Source organism: Clavibacter sp. VKM Ac-2873 (assembly GCF_015351075.1).
GTDB lineage: Bacteria > Actinomycetota > Actinomycetes > Actinomycetales > Microbacteriaceae > Clavibacter.
This window is the reverse complement of the sequence record NZ_JADKRS010000001.1, coordinates 1,295,516-1,310,921: the sequence shown is the minus strand read 5'-3', so window position 1 is coordinate 1,310,921 and position 15,406 is coordinate 1,295,516. Positions and strand designations below refer to the sequence as shown.

Genomic DNA, 15,406 nt, shown 5'->3' with positions numbered 1-15,406 from the left:
GTGACGACGACGGCGCCGGCGATGCCCGGCCGGCCTGCCATGCTCGGAGCGTGACCGACCCGACGCCCGCCGACGCCCTCGTCGCCGTCCGCCCGCGGGGCGTGCTCGCCGACCGGGTGCGCGCCGGCCTCGCCCGCGTCGGGATCCGCACGGCGGCCGGGCGCGACGCGGCCGCCGCCGCGGCCTGGGCGGTCCTCACGGCGCTGCTCCTCGGGGTGCTCGCCGCGCTCGTCTGGGCGGACGGCACCTCGCGCAGCATGTCGCCGACGCAGGGTGCGCTCATCGGGATCCTCGCGGTCGCGCAGTGCGTCCCCCTCGCCTTCCGCCGCCGCCACCCGCGGTCGACGCTCCTCGCGGTGTCGCTCCTGCAGGGCGCGCTCGTCGCGGTGATCCCGCCGCACTTCGGGTTCTGGGCCGCCGCCCCCGTCGTCGCGGCCTACACGGTCGGGTCGCGGCTCGCGCCGGCATCCGCGGTGCGCGTCGTCGCCGCGGCCATCGGGCTCGAGGCCGTCGGCGCGTACCTGGCCGCCACCGGCCAGGTCCGCGGGATGCTCGTGCCCACGGCCGTGGACGTGACGGTCAGCGTCGACACGGTCATCGCGGCCGTGTCGATCCTCGTCAGCGGTCTGCTCATCGCCGCCGCGAGCGCCGCCGTCGGCTCCTGGGTGGCGCTCCGCCGCCGCCACGACCGCGACGTGCTGGCGCGCGCGGCCGAGAGCCTCGAGCACCAGGCCGCGCAGCGCCTGGCCGCGGTCGCCGCCGAGCGCACCCGCATGGCCCGCGAGCTGCACGACGTGGCCGCGCACCACCTCACGGCGCTCGTCGTGCAGGCGGGCGCCGCCGAGCGCCTGGTGGACCTCGACCCGGAGCGCGCCAAGGACTCCCTCCGCGGGATCCGCCGCCAGGGCCGCGAGACCCTCGACGCGCTGCGCTCCATCGTCGGGATCCTCCGGCAGGGCTCCGACGGCGAGGGCGGCGAGGCGGGCACCGCCCCCGTTCCCGGCCTCGCCGACCTGCCGGGGCTCGTGGCGGCGGCCCGCACGGCGGGCACCGAGGTCGAGGAGCACGTGTCCGGCACCGCGCCCGCGCTCGCCCCGCTCGCCGACGTCACCGCGTACCGCACCGTGCAGGAGTCGCTCGCCAACGCCCGGCGGCACGCGCCCGGATCCGCGGTCACCCTCACGACCGAGGCCGGTCCTGCGCGCATCGCCCTCACCGTCGAGAACGCGCGGCCTGCCGCCGCCCCCGCGACGGCGCCCGGCTACGGGCTGGTCGGGATGCGCGAGCGGGCCGCGCTCGTCGGCGGCCGGCTGGAGGCGGGACCCACCGGATCCGGCACCTGGCGCGTGCGCCTCGAGCTGCCGGTGGAGGGCGTGCCGGCGGGGGCCGGGCGGGCGGGGGCCGGGCGGGCGCCGGGGGCCGACGCGTGATCCGCGTGGTCCTGGTCGACGACCAGTCCATCGTCCGCGCCGGCTTCCGCGTCGTGCTGGAGACGGCGGGCGGGATCGAGGTGGTCGGCGAGGCCGCGGGCGGCCGCGAGGCGGTGGAGCTGGTGCGTCGCCTCGCGCCCGACGTCGTCGTGATGGACGTGCGCATGCCCGGCGGCGACGGCATCGAGGCGACCCGCGCGATCACGGGAGCGGACGCGGACGCCTCCGACCACCAGACCGGCGCCGACCGCCAGGGACCCGCCGTCCTCGTCGCCACCACCTTCGACCTCGACGAGTACGTCTTCGGCGCGCTCGAGGCGGGCGCCCGCGGCTTCGTGCTCAAGGACGCGGAGCCCGAGGAGTTCATCCAGGCCGTGCGGGCGCTCGCCGAGGGCCGCGCCGCCCTCGACGGCGTGACCACCCGCCGCGTGATGGCGGAGTTCACGCGTCGCCGGACCGCGTCCGCCGTGCACCCCGGCTCCGAGGTGCTCACGCCGCGCGAGCAGGACATCGTGCGGCTCCTCGGCGACGGCCTCTCCAACGACGAGATCGGCGGCCGGCTCGTCATCGAGACGAGCACCGTCAAGTCGCACCTCACGCGGATCATGACCAAGCTCGGCACCCGCGACCGCCTGCAGACCGTCGTGTGGGGCTACCGCTCCGGCCTCCTGCCCTGACCCGCGGCCGGCCGTCGCGCTGTCCGTCGCGCCGGCCGCCGCGACGCGCCCGGGCGTCACGTCGCCCTCCGGCGCGCGTCCCGCCGCGTTCGCCCGCGATCCACCGTCCGTGCCGCGAACGTCCACCGTGCCCGGCGCGCGCTCCCAGGCCCGTCGTGGTCTGATGGATCCATGGAACCCATCTACACCGCTATCGCGCACGCCTCCGGCGGAGGACGCGACGGACATGTCCGCAGCGAGGACGACCGCATCGACTTCGACACCCGTCCCCCCAAGGAGATGGGCGGCTCGGGCGAGGGCACGAACCCGGAGCAGCTCTTCGCCGCCGGGTACAGCGCCTGCTTCCTGGGTGCCACCCACCTCGTCGGCAAGAACGCCGGCGTCGACACCAAGGACGCGGGCGTCTCCGCCAGCGTCTCCATCGGCGACAACGGCCAGGGCGGCTTCGGCCTCGCGGTCGAGCTCGACGTCTACCTCCCGAACGTGCCGGCCGAGCGCCGCCAGGAGATCGCGGACGCGGCCCACCAGGTCTGCCCGTACTCCAACGCCACGCGCGGCAACATCGACGTGAAGGTCACCATCGTCGACTGATCCACCGGATCGGCTTCGAGGCGGGCGTCCCCATCGGGGACGCCCGCCTCCGTCGTCCAGGCGCGGATGGGTAGGGTCATCGCATGCCTGAGAACACCGGCCCCGCTGGGGCGCCCCTCGACGACGACGCCCGTGCCGCCCTCGAGGAGCTGGGGGAGATCCGCGGGAGCATCGACAACATCGACGCCGCCCTCGTGCACCTGCTCGCCGAGCGCTTCAAGTTCACGCAGTCGGTCGGCCGGCTGAAGGCCGCGCACGGCCTGCCCGCGGCGGATCCCGAGCGCGAGCGCCGCCAGATCCTCCGCCTCCGCGCGCTCGCCGAGGAGTCGAAGCTCGACCCGGCCTTCGCGGAGAAGTTCCTGAACTTCATCGTCGCGGAGGTCATCCACCACCACACGCAGATCGCCGAGGACCAGGGCGCCGCCACCTCCGCGGTCGCGCCGGAGGACGGCGGCCCGGCGGCCTGATCCGGGCGCGCTGATCCGGACGGCCTGATCTCGGCGGCCTGATCCGGACGGCCCGGCCCGCGCGGGCCGGGCCGTCCGGATCAGGCTCCCGGGGCTCAGCCCTCCGGGTAGGCCTCCCGCAGCACGCGCTCCAGCAGCTCCGCGACCGCGCCCGGGCCCGATGCCTCCGCGACCGCCTCGACGCCCGCGTTGTAGTTGGTGTTCGTGTTCACGTCGTAGGTCACGAGCCGGCCGTCGGCGGTCTCGATGAACTCGATGCCGGCCACCTCGATCCCGAGCCCCGCGAGGAACGCCACGTAGCGCTCCACGAGCGGGTGCTGGGCGGTGATGTCCTCCCGCAGCGAGAAGATCGTGTCGCCCGGCTGCTGCGCGATGGTCGCGCCGGGCGGCATCACGAGGGCGCCGGTCGTCGGGTCGATCGCGCATGCGTCCGCCGGGCACAGCTGGTACCCGCCGCGCGCGGTGTCGGCCTGGATCGCGTAGACGAAGCGCCCGCCCACGATCTCGACGCGGGTGACGCGCGGCGTCGCCGCCTCGAGGAACTCCTGCAGCAGCGTGATCCCGTCCTGCGGCTCCTCGAAGTCCGGCCCCTCCACGTAGGCGGCCAGCTCCTCGACGCTGTCGAACTTCCGGACGCCGAGGCCCTTGCCGCCCTGGTTGTGCTTGGTGATGAACGGCGTCGGGAGACCGCGCGCCGCCTCGACGATGCGGTGGCTGCCGATCACGGCGCGCGTCCGCGGCACCTCGATCCCGGCGGCGCGCAGGGCCGTGAGCTGGTCGACCTTGCTCACCTCGAGCTCGATCGTGCGGCGGCCGTTGACCGTGCGGCGGCCGTGCGCCTCCAGCCACGACATGAGGCCGCGCGTGTAGTCCTTCGAGAGCGCGTGGTCGCGCGTGTGGGCCGAGGCGCTGATCCTCGACCAGAAGATCCCCTCGGGCGGCGCCTCGTCGATCTCGAGCACGCCGTCGGTGAGGAGCCACTCCTCGTACGGCACGCCGCGGGCGTCGAGGGCGGCGGCGAACGGCCCGAACCACTCGGGGTTCTCGTGGATGGCGAATACCTTCGGTGCGGTGGTCATCCCCCCAGGCTACGAGGCGCCGGGGGCGACGGCGGACGCGTGACGGCCGGCGTCGGCGTCAGCTCAGGCGCCGGCGTCAGCTCAGGCGCACGAGCGCCTGCACCGGCAGGTGGTCGCTCATCATGCGGCCGCGCCAGGCGAAGTCGTTGATCGCGGCGGCGCGGACGTCCACGCGGTCGCCCACGAGGATCCAGTCGATGCGGGGACCGTCGACGACGGGCGGACGGTAGTCGGGGAACGTGCCGAAGGCGGGCGTCGCCTGGCGCGCGGTGTCGAGCCAGGAGTCGCGGAGGCCGGCGCGGCGGGTGAGCGCGTCGTAGGGGAACGAGTCGACGGGCGCGTTGAAGTCGCCCATGAGCACGAGCGGGAGCCCCGCGAAGCGCGTGCGCACGAGCTCGGCGATGGCCTCCGCGGCGCGGTCGCGCGCCTCGGCGACGTCGTGGTCGAGGTGCGTGTCGAGGACGACGAGCGGGTGGCCCGTGGCCTCGTCCTGGAAGCGGGCCCAGGTGAGGATCCGCGGCATGGGGTTGCCCCACGTCATGCTGCCGATCACGTCGGGCGTGTCGGAGAGCCACATCACGTCGTGCTCGAGGAGCGTGAGGCGGGAGGCCTGGTAGAAGATCGCGCCGTGCTCGCCGTGGCTGCCGCCGTCGCGGCCCTGTCCGACCATGCGGTACGACGGCGGCAGCGCCTTGTCGATCACCTGGATCTGCGGCCACACCGCCTCCTGCACGCCGAGCACCGTGGGGCGCTCCTGCTGCAGGAAGCGCGTCAGCACCTCCTGGCGCTCGGGCCAGTGGTCGGCCTCGCCCTCGCGGGTGCCGTGCCAGGGCATGCGCACGTTGAGCGAGATCAGGTGGATGTCGTCGCCGGTCGTCGGGCCGATCGCGGGGGTCATGACGACCATTCAACCCCGTGCGGCTGACCGCCTGGCCGCGCAGCGACGAACGGGGCCGCTCCGCGCCTCAGCAGCCGGGCGTGACGAGCGCCTTGACGAACGCGCCGGTCTGGTACGTGTACTGCGAGACCCACTGGCGGAGGCTGAAGTCCACCGGGTCCTCGACCACCATGAGGTCGCCCGTGAAGCAGCGCGAGAAGATCAGCTGCGTGCGGGTGACGTGCGGGGTCCAGGTGATGACGATGGCGCTCGTCCAGCCGTTCTCCTCGGACTTCTCGCGCAGGTAGCGCGCCTCGCCCTGCGTCGTGAACGGCGACGGGGTGTCGCACGTGACGGCGTAGGGGAACTCGCCGTTGCAGGCCGCGAGCTCGGCGGCCGACTGCGGCCCGGTGGGCGGCACCGAGAAGACGACCGTGTCGGAGTACCCCTCGTCCACCAGCTTCGCCGCGAGGTCGCGGCGGGTGGGGTTGGGCGGGCCGATGACGTAGATGACGTCGGCCTTGTCGGGCTGGCTCGCCGGCGGGAAGACGAAGAGCGGGATGCCGGCCAGGAGCCAGGCGAGCAGGAGCACGAGGATCGCCAGGAGGGAGCGCACGATCCAGCGACGGACGCGGTGCGCCCGGCGGGGCGGGGTGGTGGTGGTGCTGGGTGTCAACGTGTGCTCTCGGCCTGGAGGATCCGCGGGGGCGGCGTGCGGGCGTGCGGGGACGGGGGCGTCCCGCGGCGGCTCATCGAGCCTATGCGGAGCGCGTGACGGCCGCGAAGCCCCCATCCGGGGCGGGAGACGCGACGTCGTGGAGGGCGGGCGGCGGATCAGCCGCCCGTGGAGCAGGGGACCTGCGTGATCTCGGACTCGAGCGGACGCACGAGCGGCGTGTGCCGCACCTCGAGCGGGCCCGGGGCGTCGGACGCCGGCATCGTGAAGGTGACGTCGACGGTCTTCGTGTCCTGCGGCGCGAGCTCGGTGCGGATGCGGATCATGCCGCGCCCCATGTCGGTGCCGCGCGCCTCCTCCGTGGTGAGGTCGGCGTCCGTCTTCCAGCCCGTGAGGGTCGACCCGACGGGGCCGTAGACGAGGAGGTCGTCGAACTGGCGGCCCTTGGCCGTGCCGTCGAGGCCCGTGACGTAGCGGGGCAGGCTCGTCGCGGCGTCGAGCGGCGCGATGCTCGTCATGTCGACGGACACCGTGTACGTGGTGGTGTCGTCGCACGTCTCCGCCTGGATCCGGGACGCGGAGCGCAGGTAGTAGCTCATCTTGGATCCGGAGCCGATGTCGTTGAAGAACAGCCCGATGGCGGTCGCGTCCGAGTTGTCGTCCGGCAGCGCGCCGCTCAGCGGCCCGCCCTCGATGAGCGCCTGCTCCTCCGGCACCGTGCTCCACAGCAGGAGGCGGCGCTCGTCGATGGCCCGGTCGATCGCGGTGACCAGCGGGACGACGGGCGGGGTGTCGGTGACGAGCTTCGCGAAGATCGTGCTGGCCGCGCTCGCGAAGTAGCGGTCCTGCGCGAGGTAGTCGGGGTACTGGCTGTAGACGGCGCCGAGGAGCGTGGGCACCGCGTTCTCCGCGTTCAGCTCGTCGCCCGTGGCCAGCGTGATCGGCCCGGTCGCCTCCAGCAGGTAGCTGAGCGCGATGGGGTCGAACGACAGCACGCCGTCGACCCGGTCGCCGATGTTGGCCTCCCAGTACGACTTGGCGAGGGCGCCCGACGTGGGGAAGTCGGGGAACATCGTGATGTTCTGCTCGAACCGGTCCGAGCGCGGCTCGATGAGGCGCACGGTCTCGTCGGGAATGTCGCCCTGGCGCACGTTCCGCGGGAAGTCGTTGCTCGACGCCTGCTTCGCGATCCGCACGCTGCCGTCCTCCACGGTCAGCAGCACGAGTGCGGCCGGGTTGCCGCCGGTGGAGCGCACCTCCGCGTTGTTCTGGAACATCAGCAGGTAGTTGCGGGCGCCGTCCGCCCCGAGGAGGTCGGGCAGGATCCCGGTGACCTCGCGGAAGGTGCTCGCCGTCGCCTCGGTGCTCGTGAGGGTGTCGTCCATGAGGTCGACGTCGTCCGCGACCTGCGCCCAGAGGCTGCCGCGGTCGATGGTGTCGAGCTGGGCGCGGGCGCGGGCGAGCCCGTCGGACGCGGTGTCGACGGTCTGGCCGAGGGAGCGGATCCCGTCGAGGTCGATGCGGCCCAGCACGGGCGTGAACGCCGACAGGGAGACCTCCGTGGCGGGCGTGACGACGTCGGTGGCGAGGCTGTCGCTCGCCGCGGCCAGCACCCGGGCGGCGTGGATGTTCGGGCCGACGAACGGGAGCCACTCGTAGGCCCCGAGGACGCCGTCGTCCGCGGCCTCTGCGGCCTTCGCCGTGTGGTCGCGGAGCTCGGCGGCGCCGGACTTCGCGGTGTCGATGTCGCCCGCGAGGAGCGCCGTCTGCACCTGGTCGGAGAGCGGGAGCGCGTCGCGCAGCTCGCTCTGCACCGTGTCGACGCGGGGGAGGATCAGCGCGGCCGAGACCGCCGTGCCGATCACCGCGACGCCGACGACCACGACGGGGATCCAGAGGCGCTTGCGCTTCCACAGGGGGCGTCGGGTGCGGGAGGCGTCGCGTGCCGCGCGGTCGGCGCGGCGGCTGCGGGGTCCGGCCGTGCCGTCGGAGCCGTCCGCCGGGGGCAGGATGTCGTCGATGCCGCTCACCGGTCGGGCGTCCCTGTCACGGCCGGACGTCCGGCCGGGAAGGCGCGGCCGTTGCCGACCGCCGGGCGGGCGTCGGCGGGCGCGGATCCGCCGACGGCGCCGAGCCCGGCGGCACCGGCCCCGATGAGCGCCTGCTCGCGGACGGCCGCGGACGCGGTCTCGTCCGGCAGCGGCACGGGCGCGCTGACCGGCCCGGTGACCTGCTTGCGGGTGGAGGAGATCCAGAAGAACAGCAGCAGGATCACGAGCGACGCGATGCTCGTCGACATGCCCTGGTACGCGTCGCCGCGGATGAGGGAGAAGAGGTACGGCGTGACGACGACCGCGATGGAGGCGCCGAGGAGCCCGCGGCGGCGCATGCGGGCGCGGATGAAGAGGCCGGCCACGAGCCCGAGGAGCGCGCCGACGGCGACGACGCCGGGGATGCCGAAGTTGGAGAACGCCTCGCCGATCGCCGAGAGGCTCGTCTCGACGCGGTTGACGCCGTAGAACCGGGGCACGTACGTGGACGTGAACCACGTGTTGCCGCCGCCGAACGGCTTGTCCTCCCAGAGCCCGCGGGGGACGAACCAGGCGGGCACCGCCGCGTAGGTCGCCCCCCACTGGTAGACGAAGTCGGGCAGCGACGCGACCTCGTTGAGGCGGATGAGCACGTCGAACGGCCGGGTCTCGATGCCGCTGGTGAGGCGGTCGAGGAGGACGCCCAGCGGATCCTGCGTGAGGCGGTCGAGCGAGCGGCCGTTGTCGAACGTGGACTCGCGGATGACGATCGAGTAGACCATCGCGACCACGGCCGTGACGCCGCCGATGAGGGCGATGGTGCGGAAGCGGAAGGGCTTCGGACCGATCTGCTTGAGGATCAGGAACGGCAGGAACACGCCGATGATGAGCGGCCCGCGGCCGCCGGCGGACCCGGCGCAGACCACGAGCACCAGCACCGCGACCAGGTTGACCCAGTTCCAGCCCTCGATGCCCTTCTGGCGGCGCGCGAGCACGTTGTAGACGATCGCGATCTGCACGGGGATGTAGGAGAGGCCGATGAACGACTTGCCGGAGAGGAAGTCGCTCCGGTTGGCGAGGCCCGTCGTGTACGCCTGGATGCCGCCGGAGGAGAAGACCAGGTACACGAGGAGGCCGAGCGCCACCACGGAGGAGATGACCACGAGCGCCTGCGACACCGACGTGTTGAACACGCGCTGCCAGCGCACCTGCGTGTCGGGGTCGACGAAGGCGGGGCCGCCCGCGAGGGCGCTCTCCTCGAGGGCCTTGGCGTCCTCGCCGCCGCGGGCGATGCGCCGGGCCTCGCGGGCCACCGAGTAGTAGTAGATGACGAAGAACGCCGAGAAGAAGATCAGCGCCTCGATGAGGGCCGAGCTCGCGGCGAGCTGCAGCGTGGGGGAGAAGAAGCGGGTGTCGGCGATGGCGCCGGGGCTCGTCTCCATGCTGTTGGCGACCGTGAGCGGGCGCAGCACGAACAGGAGCAGGCCCGTGAACGCGACGATGCCGCCGGGGGTGATCGGATCCCCGTTGGAGACCGTCTCCTTCACGAGCACGCCGACGAGCAGGATCGCGAGCACCGCGATCATGAACGGGTAGGAGAGCTCGTTGCCGAGCAGGGCCACGCCGCCGAGCGCGGCGAGGACGGTGAGCGCCACGGCGGCCGCGAAGACCGCCGGGGTCGCTAGGCGGTACGTCGGACCCATGAAGTCATCTCCTCGAAAGCCGCGTCCAGGCGGGCGGTGGCGGCGACGAGCGCCGCCGGGGTGGTGGATGGGGCGCCGGCGTCGGCCGCGCCTCCGATGGCCGTGCGGACCGCCCGGTCGAATGCGGGCTCCGTGCGCGTGCCGAACTCGGTCGTGAACGCCCCGACCTTGGTGGCGCCGCCGACGGCGACCACGGGCGTCGTCAGCATCGTACCGAGGTACATGGCGTGCATGCGAGAGGCGATGACGACCTCGCGGTCCGCCATGAGCTCGGCCGCGCGGCGCCAGCCGTGGTCGCCGGGCTCGGTCGTGAAGCGGGCGCGCACCTCGGGGCGCAGCGCGCCGGCGTCGGAGTCGTCGCCCTGGTCCATCGACACGAAGACGACCTCGCCGAAGCGCTCCTCGAGCGCCGCGACCTCGGCGACGGTGACCTCGGGCGAGTGCTTCGCGTTGAGCGCGACCACGGCGCCCCGGCGGCGGTCGGCCGGCGCGGCCAGGGCGGCGAGCTCGGGGGCGGCGAAGAGGCTGACGTCGGCGGCGACCTCGACCGGGAGCTTCGCGTACCCGGCGGCGCGGCGGGCGGAGTCGGGGTCGCGGGTCCAGACGCGGGCGTCGTCGAGGCCCGCGCGGAGGGCGAGGCGCGCGCGGCGGCGGGTGACGGGATCCGCGCCCACGCCGAACACGGCGAGCGGCGTCCGGCTGGTGCGCGCGATGAGGCCGGTGACGGCCATGAGGCGGGGGAGGCCCGCGAAGGGGCGGTCCGGCTGGTCGTCGGCGAGGAGCGTGCCGCCGCCGACGACGACCGCGTCGACCTGGCGCACGACGTCGGCGAGCGCCCGCACGCCGGAGACGCGCACGCGCTCCTCCGTGGAGTCGAGCCGCGCGGTCTGCCCGAAGTCGGCGACCACGGTCTCGTGGCCGGCCCGGCGCAGGCGCTCCGAGAGCGCGTCGGTGAGGAAGGCGTCCCCGAGGTTCTGCGGGTGGCCGGACGCGAGGGTGCGATCGGCGGAGACGATGAGGGTCCTCATGCGTCCTCCTTCCTGGCGGTGCGGTGGCGGACGAGGAGCACCGCGATGGCGGCGCTCAGGACGAGCTCGGCGACGAGCGTGACGCCGCCGAGGAGGGCGGCGCCGGCCGTGAGCGCGGCGACGAGCGTGAGGACCACGGCGACGACGCCCGTGACGATGGTCGCGGTGAGCCGCACGCGCACGAGGCCGGAGCCCATCGCGTAGGCCATGAGCGCGTAGTTGCCGAACTTGGGGGCGACCGAGAGCAGGATCACGAGGAACACGACCTGGTCGAACGCGTCGCCGCCGAACACCTGCGCGATGGGCTCGCGGACCAGGGCCAGGATCCCGGCGAGCACGAGGCCGCCGAGCGCGAACCGCCACCAGTAGGCGCGGGCGGGGCGGGCGGCGGCGCGGATCCGGGGGATCAGCTGCTGCGAGAGCGTGGCCGGCAGCACCTCGAGCGGCTGCACGATGCGGTAGGCGAGCGCGAGCGGCACGACGGCGTCGGCCCCGAGGATCGCCGTGCCGAGCACGAGCGGCGCCTGCGAGTAGAGCGCGCTCAAGGATCCGGAGAGGCCGAACTCGAGGATCTGCGGGAACACGCGCACCGGCTCGTCGCTCGTGGTCGGGAGGCCGCGGCGGACGGCGACCCACGTGCCCGCGGTGACGACGAGCGACACCAGGGGGAACGCCAGCAGCACGAGGAGCTCGGGCACGAGGGTCGCGATGACGAGCGGCACGGCCTTCAGCACCACCAGCGCGAGGTCGGGGAAGGCGTAGGAGGCGTCGCGGCGGCCGACGAGCAGGGGCGCGCGGATCGTGCGGGTGAGCGAGTCGAGCACCTGGCTGACGCCGAGCGCGACGAGCAGCAGCACGGCCTCGCCCGGGATCGAGGACGCGGCCGCGACGGCGATGAGGACCGCCACGGCGGCGCCGAGCGACCCGAGCCCCGCGTGGAAGGCCACGGCGCGGGCGTGCACGCGGCGGGTGAGGCGCGTGCGCGGCAGCGAGAGCAGGAAGTTCGCGGCCCCCGAGTCGGTGATGATCGCGAAGGAGCTGAGCAGCGCGAAGCCCGTGACGATCGCGTTCCGGGCCGCTCCGTCCGACAGGTACGTGAGCACCACGAGCAGCACCAGCTGGAGCACGCGCGTGAGCCCTGCGGCTCCCGTGGGGAGCAGCAGCCCGATCCGCCGGATCATCGCGTCCCGATGCTCTGGTAGGCGTCGTGGACGGTCTGGGCGGAGGTGCGCCAGTCGAAGCGGCAGGTGACGGCGCGGCGGATCCGGGCGGCCTCCTCCTCGTCGAGCGGCGCGGCGGCGGCCAGCCGGGCGAGCGCCGCGGTGATGGCGGACGTGTCGGCGGGGGAGAAGTAGGTGGCGTCGTCGCCGCAGATCCAGTGGAAGACGTCGATGTCGGAGACGGCGAGGCGCGCGCCCGCGACCATCGCCTCGACGAGCGGCAGGCCGAAGCCCTCCGCGAGGCTCGGGAAGACCACGCCGCGCGACGCCGCGTAGAGCACGGCGAGCTCGTCGTCGGTGACGTAGCCGGCCAGCTTGATGTCGTCCGACTCGGCCATGTCGACGTCGCCGAAGACGGCGCTCTTCGCGCCCACGAGCACGAGCGGCGCCTGGGCGCGGGTCTCCGCGGGCAGCTCGAGGTACGCCTCGGTGAGGCGCTTCAGGTTCTTGCGCGGATCCATGCTGCCGACCGCCAGCAGGTACCCGCCGTCGGTCACGCCGAACCGCGCGAGCACGCGGGCGCGCTCCTCGGCACCGCGCGGCTCGCCGAACACGGGGCTCGGCGCGTTGGGCGCGACCACGACGGGCGCGCTGGACAGGCCGAGCTCGCGCACCTGCTCGGCGACGGGCTCGCTCACGGTGACGATCACGCGCGCGTCGCGCAGGTTCGCGCGCAGCAGCGGCACGTGGGTCACGACGTACTCGCGGCTGTACCACTCGGGGTTCGTGAGCACGAAGAGGTCGTGCACGACCACGATGTGCCGGCGGTGCACGAGCGGCGCCCGGCTGGTGAGCGACAGCAGCACGTCCTGGCGGGTGATCCACGGCAGCGTCGTCTGCACCCAGAGCCAGCTGCGGGCGCCGGACGACGCGATGCCGCCGGACGGCGTGGCGCGCGTGACGCCCTGCTTGCCCGCGAGCGCGCGGGCGATCTCCGTCGCGTAGCGCTGCTGGCCGGTCACCCGCTGCCCCGCGTAGGCCTCGTTGACGACGAGCCGGCGCATCACGCGACGACCCCGTCGAGGCGGGCGCCGTCGTGCCGGACCCAGGAGGCGACGCGGCGCTCGAACACGGCCGCGTCGAAGTCGGCGGAGCGGCGGACGCTCGCGGCCGGATCCAGGGCCGCGGCGCGCGCGACGGCGTCCGCGAGGCCGGCGGCGCCCTCCCAGTCGTGCACGTGCACGCCGGTGACGCCGTCGACGACGCTCTCGGTCGCGCCGCCCACGTCGGTGACGAGCACGCGGGCGCCGGCGGCCATCGCCTCGACCGGCATGATCCCGAAGTCCTCGACGGCGGGGAACACGTAGGCGAGCGCGCGCTGGTAGAGCGTGTAGAGCAGGGCGTCCGAGGGGCGCGGCACGATCACGACGGGCACGCGGGCGGCGTCGGCCTGCGCCTGCAGCTCCTCGGCGAGCGGGCCGGATCCGGCGAGCACGACCGGCACGCCGGCGGCCTCGCCCGCGCGGATGACGAGGTCGAGCCGCTTGTACGGCACGAACCGGCTGGCGCCCAGGAGGAAGGACTCCGGCAGCGACGCGGCGACGGCGGCGTCGGATCCGGTGAGCTCGCCCTCCCACGACGCGGTGGCGCGGATCGCGGTGGCGTCGACGGGCGGGTGGATCACGCGGGAGTCCACGTCCCACGCGTTCCGGATGCGCGCCTGCACGAACGCGCTGTTCGCGGCGAAGTCGGCGTGCGACGCTTGCGCGCGCCGCCGGTCGAGCGCCCGGAGCGGGGGAGCGGCGGCCTTCACGAGCGGGTTGGCGCCGCGCTGGTCGAGGTCGGGGGTCCAGAGGTAGCGCGCCGGGCTGTGCACGTAGACGTGCTGCCGGGTCGCGCGATCGCCGTGGCCGAGGTGGTGCGCGAACAGGTGCGAGCTCGAGAGCGTCCACTCGTACGCGTCGAGGTCGAGCGAGCTCCACGTGAGCGGCATGAATGGCAGGGCGAGCGGCTTGCGCTTCCGCAGCGGCGTGCGCGCGATCCAGCTCTCCCGCACCGGCCGGTCGCCGAAGCGGCCCGGGTCGTCGTTCCACAGCGTGAAGAGGTCGGCGTCGGGGAAGGCGTGCGCGAACGCGTCGAACACCTTCTCGGACCCGCCGGACCTCTCGATCCACTCCTGGACCAGCAGCCCGCCCATCAGACGGCCCCGTCCGCGCCGAAGACGGCCTTGAACGTGCGCGCCAGGATGATGATGTCGCCCGTGAGCGACCAGTTCTCCACGTAGTAGAGGTCGAGCCGGATGGCGTCCTCCCACGACAGGGAGGAGCGGCCGGAGACCTGCCAGAGCCCCGACATGCCGGGCTTGATGAGCAGGCGGCGGCGGGCGGCGCTGTCGTAGAGCGCCACCTCGCCCTCGCGCTGCGGGCGCGGGCCGATGAGGCTCATGGATCCGAGCAGCACGTTGAGGAACTGCGGCAGCTCGTCGAGCGAGTAGCGGCGGAGCACGCCGCCGACCTTCGTGATGCGCGGGTCGTCCGTCACCTTGAACAGCGGGGTGTCTGCCGTGCCCTGCTGCTCCAGCAGAGCGAACAGCTCGGCGTCGGCGTTCATCCGCATGGAGCGGAACTTGAGCATGTGGAACGGCTCGCCGTTCAGCCCGATGCGCTCCTGCTTGTAGAAGACGTCGCCCGAGCTCGTGGCCTTGATGAGGATCGCGAGGATCAGGAACACGGGGCTCAGCACGATGAGCGTGATGCCGGAGACGACGATGTCGAACAGGCGCTTGGAGAGCAGCTTCCGTCCCTCGAAGCGCGGCGTCTCCACGTGGATGAGGGGCAGGCCGGCGACCGGGCGCGTGTGGATGCGCGGGCCGCCGATGTCGGTGAGGCCGGGCGCCATGACGAGGTGGTGGCGGCCGGGCTCGAGCGACCAGCTCAGCTCGCGGATCCGCTCGGGCGGCAGCTCGTCGCTCGACGTGAGCACCAGCGTGTCGGCACCCAGGCGGTCCAGCTGCGCGAGCGCGTCGTCCGCGTTCCCCACCACGGGCACGTCGAGGCCGGGGAGGCGGGAGGGCCGCGCGTCGCCCGTGAGGCACGCGCCCACGACGCGGTAGCCGGCCTTGGGGGCGCGGGCGAGGGTCGTGGCGGTGTGGGTCGTGCTCTCGAGGGATCCGACCAGCAGGATCAGCGAGGAGAACTCGCCCCGGCGGCGCTGGGCCGACAGCCACACGCGCCAGAGCGTCCGCGAGAGCAGCAGGAGCACGAGGCCGAGCGGCAGGCCCGTGATGATGTAGCCGCGCGCCAGGTCGATCTTCACGAGGAACGCGACGATCGCGATGATCCCGAAGAGCCGCAGCGTCGCGTCGGCGACCTGCTTGTACTCCGCCGTCCCGGTGCCGACGATGCGGTAGTCGCGCGTGCTGTAGACCGTGAGCACGAACAGCCAGGCGAGGATCAGCACGATCGAGACCATCGTGTAGGTCACGGCCACGCCGCGCGCGTTGCCGCCGAGGTCGACCGTGCCCGCCGTCGTGCCGAACCAGAGGAACTGCACCCCGAAGGTCGTGAGGATGATGACGATCGCGTCGCTCAGCGCCAGGCGCCGGGCGTAGACGACCCGCCAGCGCGAGCCCTCCTGGGCCTCGTCCGTGCGTCGTGTCTGTTGCGTGTCCACTGGTCCCCCGGGGCAG

Annotated in this window: 14 protein-coding genes; 4 read left to right on the top strand and 10 right to left on the bottom strand. The window is 73.8% G+C overall.

The features are described 5' to 3' along the window. The first annotated feature begins 50 nt into the window (after positions 1-50). From ITJ44_RS16135 to ITJ44_RS05970, 4 genes are all read left to right on the top strand, one after another. Entirely contained in the window at positions 51-1,430 is a 1,380-nt protein-coding gene (locus tag ITJ44_RS16135) for a histidine kinase (protein WP_194633796.1), read from the top strand. Then, a complete protein-coding gene (locus ITJ44_RS05980) occupies positions 1,427-2,107 on the top strand; it encodes a response regulator transcription factor (protein ID WP_194633795.1) in 681 nt (226 codons plus the stop codon). The genes ITJ44_RS16135 and ITJ44_RS05980 overlap by 4 nt, the downstream gene beginning before the upstream one ends. A 171-nt stretch (positions 2,108-2,278) precedes the next feature. Then, a complete protein-coding gene (locus ITJ44_RS05975; protein ID WP_194633794.1) occupies positions 2,279-2,698 on the top strand; it encodes an organic hydroperoxide resistance protein in 420 nt (139 codons plus the stop codon). A gap of 83 nt (positions 2,699-2,781) precedes the next feature. Further along, positions 2,782-3,165 carry a chorismate mutase gene (locus ITJ44_RS05970; RefSeq protein WP_063070143.1) on the top strand — a complete coding sequence of 128 codons (384 nt, stop codon included), beginning with the start codon at positions 2,782-2,784 and terminating at the stop codon, positions 3,163-3,165. A gap of 95 nt (positions 3,166-3,260) precedes the next feature. Here ITJ44_RS05970 and ITJ44_RS05965 read toward each other — a convergent pair whose 3' ends face one another. The 10 genes from ITJ44_RS05965 to ITJ44_RS05920 form a co-directional block, all read right to left on the bottom strand. Next, on the bottom strand, positions 3,261-4,244 hold the full coding sequence (locus ITJ44_RS05965) for a RimK family alpha-L-glutamate ligase (RefSeq protein ID WP_194633793.1): 984 nt from the start codon (positions 4,242-4,244) through the stop codon (positions 3,261-3,263). Between the two features lie 76 nt (positions 4,245-4,320). After that, on the bottom strand, positions 4,321-5,142 hold the full coding sequence (locus ITJ44_RS05960; RefSeq protein WP_228494500.1) for an endonuclease/exonuclease/phosphatase family protein: 822 nt from the start codon (positions 5,140-5,142) through the stop codon (positions 4,321-4,323). A gap of 67 nt (positions 5,143-5,209) precedes the next feature. Next, positions 5,210-5,797, bottom strand: a complete 588-nt coding sequence (locus ITJ44_RS05955; RefSeq protein ID WP_194633791.1) for a YdcF family protein — start codon at positions 5,795-5,797, stop codon at positions 5,210-5,212. A 158-nt stretch (positions 5,798-5,955) separates the two neighbouring features. After that, on the bottom strand, positions 5,956-7,827 hold the full coding sequence (locus ITJ44_RS05950) for a DUF4012 domain-containing protein (protein WP_194633790.1): 1,872 nt from the start codon (positions 7,825-7,827) through the stop codon (positions 5,956-5,958). Beyond that, a complete protein-coding gene (locus ITJ44_RS05945; protein WP_194633789.1) occupies positions 7,824-9,530 on the bottom strand; it encodes an O-antigen polymerase in 1,707 nt (568 codons plus the stop codon). The genes ITJ44_RS05950 and ITJ44_RS05945 overlap by 4 nt, the downstream gene beginning before the upstream one ends. Beyond that, positions 9,509-10,558 carry a polysaccharide pyruvyl transferase family protein gene (locus ITJ44_RS05940; RefSeq protein WP_194633788.1) on the bottom strand — a complete coding sequence of 350 codons (1,050 nt, stop codon included), beginning with the start codon at positions 10,556-10,558 and terminating at the stop codon, positions 9,509-9,511. Before ITJ44_RS05940 ends, ITJ44_RS05945 begins: the two co-directional genes overlap by 22 nt. Further along, complete coding sequence (locus ITJ44_RS05935) at positions 10,555-11,739, bottom strand: polysaccharide transporter (protein ID WP_194633787.1); 1,185 nt, start codon at positions 11,737-11,739, stop codon at positions 10,555-10,557. The genes ITJ44_RS05940 and ITJ44_RS05935 overlap by 4 nt, the downstream gene beginning before the upstream one ends. Beyond that, positions 11,736-12,782, bottom strand: a complete 1,047-nt coding sequence (locus ITJ44_RS05930) for a glycosyltransferase family 1 protein (protein ID WP_228494776.1) — start codon at positions 12,780-12,782, stop codon at positions 11,736-11,738. The genes ITJ44_RS05935 and ITJ44_RS05930 overlap by 4 nt, the downstream gene beginning before the upstream one ends. Beyond that, entirely contained in the window at positions 12,782-13,915 is a 1,134-nt protein-coding gene (locus tag ITJ44_RS05925; protein ID WP_194633785.1) for a glycosyltransferase, read from the bottom strand. Before ITJ44_RS05925 ends, ITJ44_RS05930 begins: the two co-directional genes overlap by 1 nt. Next, positions 13,915-15,390: a sugar transferase gene (locus ITJ44_RS05920; protein ID WP_194633784.1), complete on the bottom strand. Its 1,476-nt coding sequence runs from the start codon at positions 15,388-15,390 to the stop codon at positions 13,915-13,917. Before ITJ44_RS05920 ends, ITJ44_RS05925 begins: the two co-directional genes overlap by 1 nt. Positions 15,391-15,406 lie beyond the last annotated feature (16 nt).

What these genes read in the sequence shown, in the direction of transcription:
- ITJ44_RS05975 (WP_194633794.1), top strand. Translation starts at nt 2,279, where the DNA reads ATGGAACCCATCTACACCGCTATCGCGCACGCCTCCGGCGGAGGACGC.
- ITJ44_RS05970 (WP_063070143.1), top strand. Translation starts at nt 2,782, where the DNA reads ATGCCTGAGAACACCGGCCCCGCTGGGGCGCCCCTCGACGACGACGCC.
- ITJ44_RS05965 (WP_194633793.1), bottom strand. Translation starts at nt 4,244, where the DNA reads ATGACCACCGCACCGAAGGTATTCGCCATCCACGAGAACCCCGAGTGG.
- ITJ44_RS05960 (WP_228494500.1), bottom strand. Translation starts at nt 5,142, where the DNA reads ATGACCCCCGCGATCGGCCCGACGACCGGCGACGACATCCACCTGATC.
- ITJ44_RS05945 (WP_194633789.1), bottom strand. Translation starts at nt 9,530, where the DNA reads ATGGGTCCGACGTACCGCCTAGCGACCCCGGCGGTCTTCGCGGCCGCC.
- ITJ44_RS05940 (WP_194633788.1), bottom strand. Translation starts at nt 10,558, where the DNA reads ATGAGGACCCTCATCGTCTCCGCCGATCGCACCCTCGCGTCCGGCCAC.
- ITJ44_RS05935 (WP_194633787.1), bottom strand. Translation starts at nt 11,739, where the DNA reads ATGATCCGGCGGATCGGGCTGCTGCTCCCCACGGGAGCCGCAGGGCTC.
- ITJ44_RS05930 (WP_228494776.1), bottom strand. Translation starts at nt 12,782, where the DNA reads ATGCGCCGGCTCGTCGTCAACGAGGCCTACGCGGGGCAGCGGGTGACC.
- ITJ44_RS05925 (WP_194633785.1), bottom strand. Translation starts at nt 13,915, where the DNA reads ATGGGCGGGCTGCTGGTCCAGGAGTGGATCGAGAGGTCCGGCGGGTCC.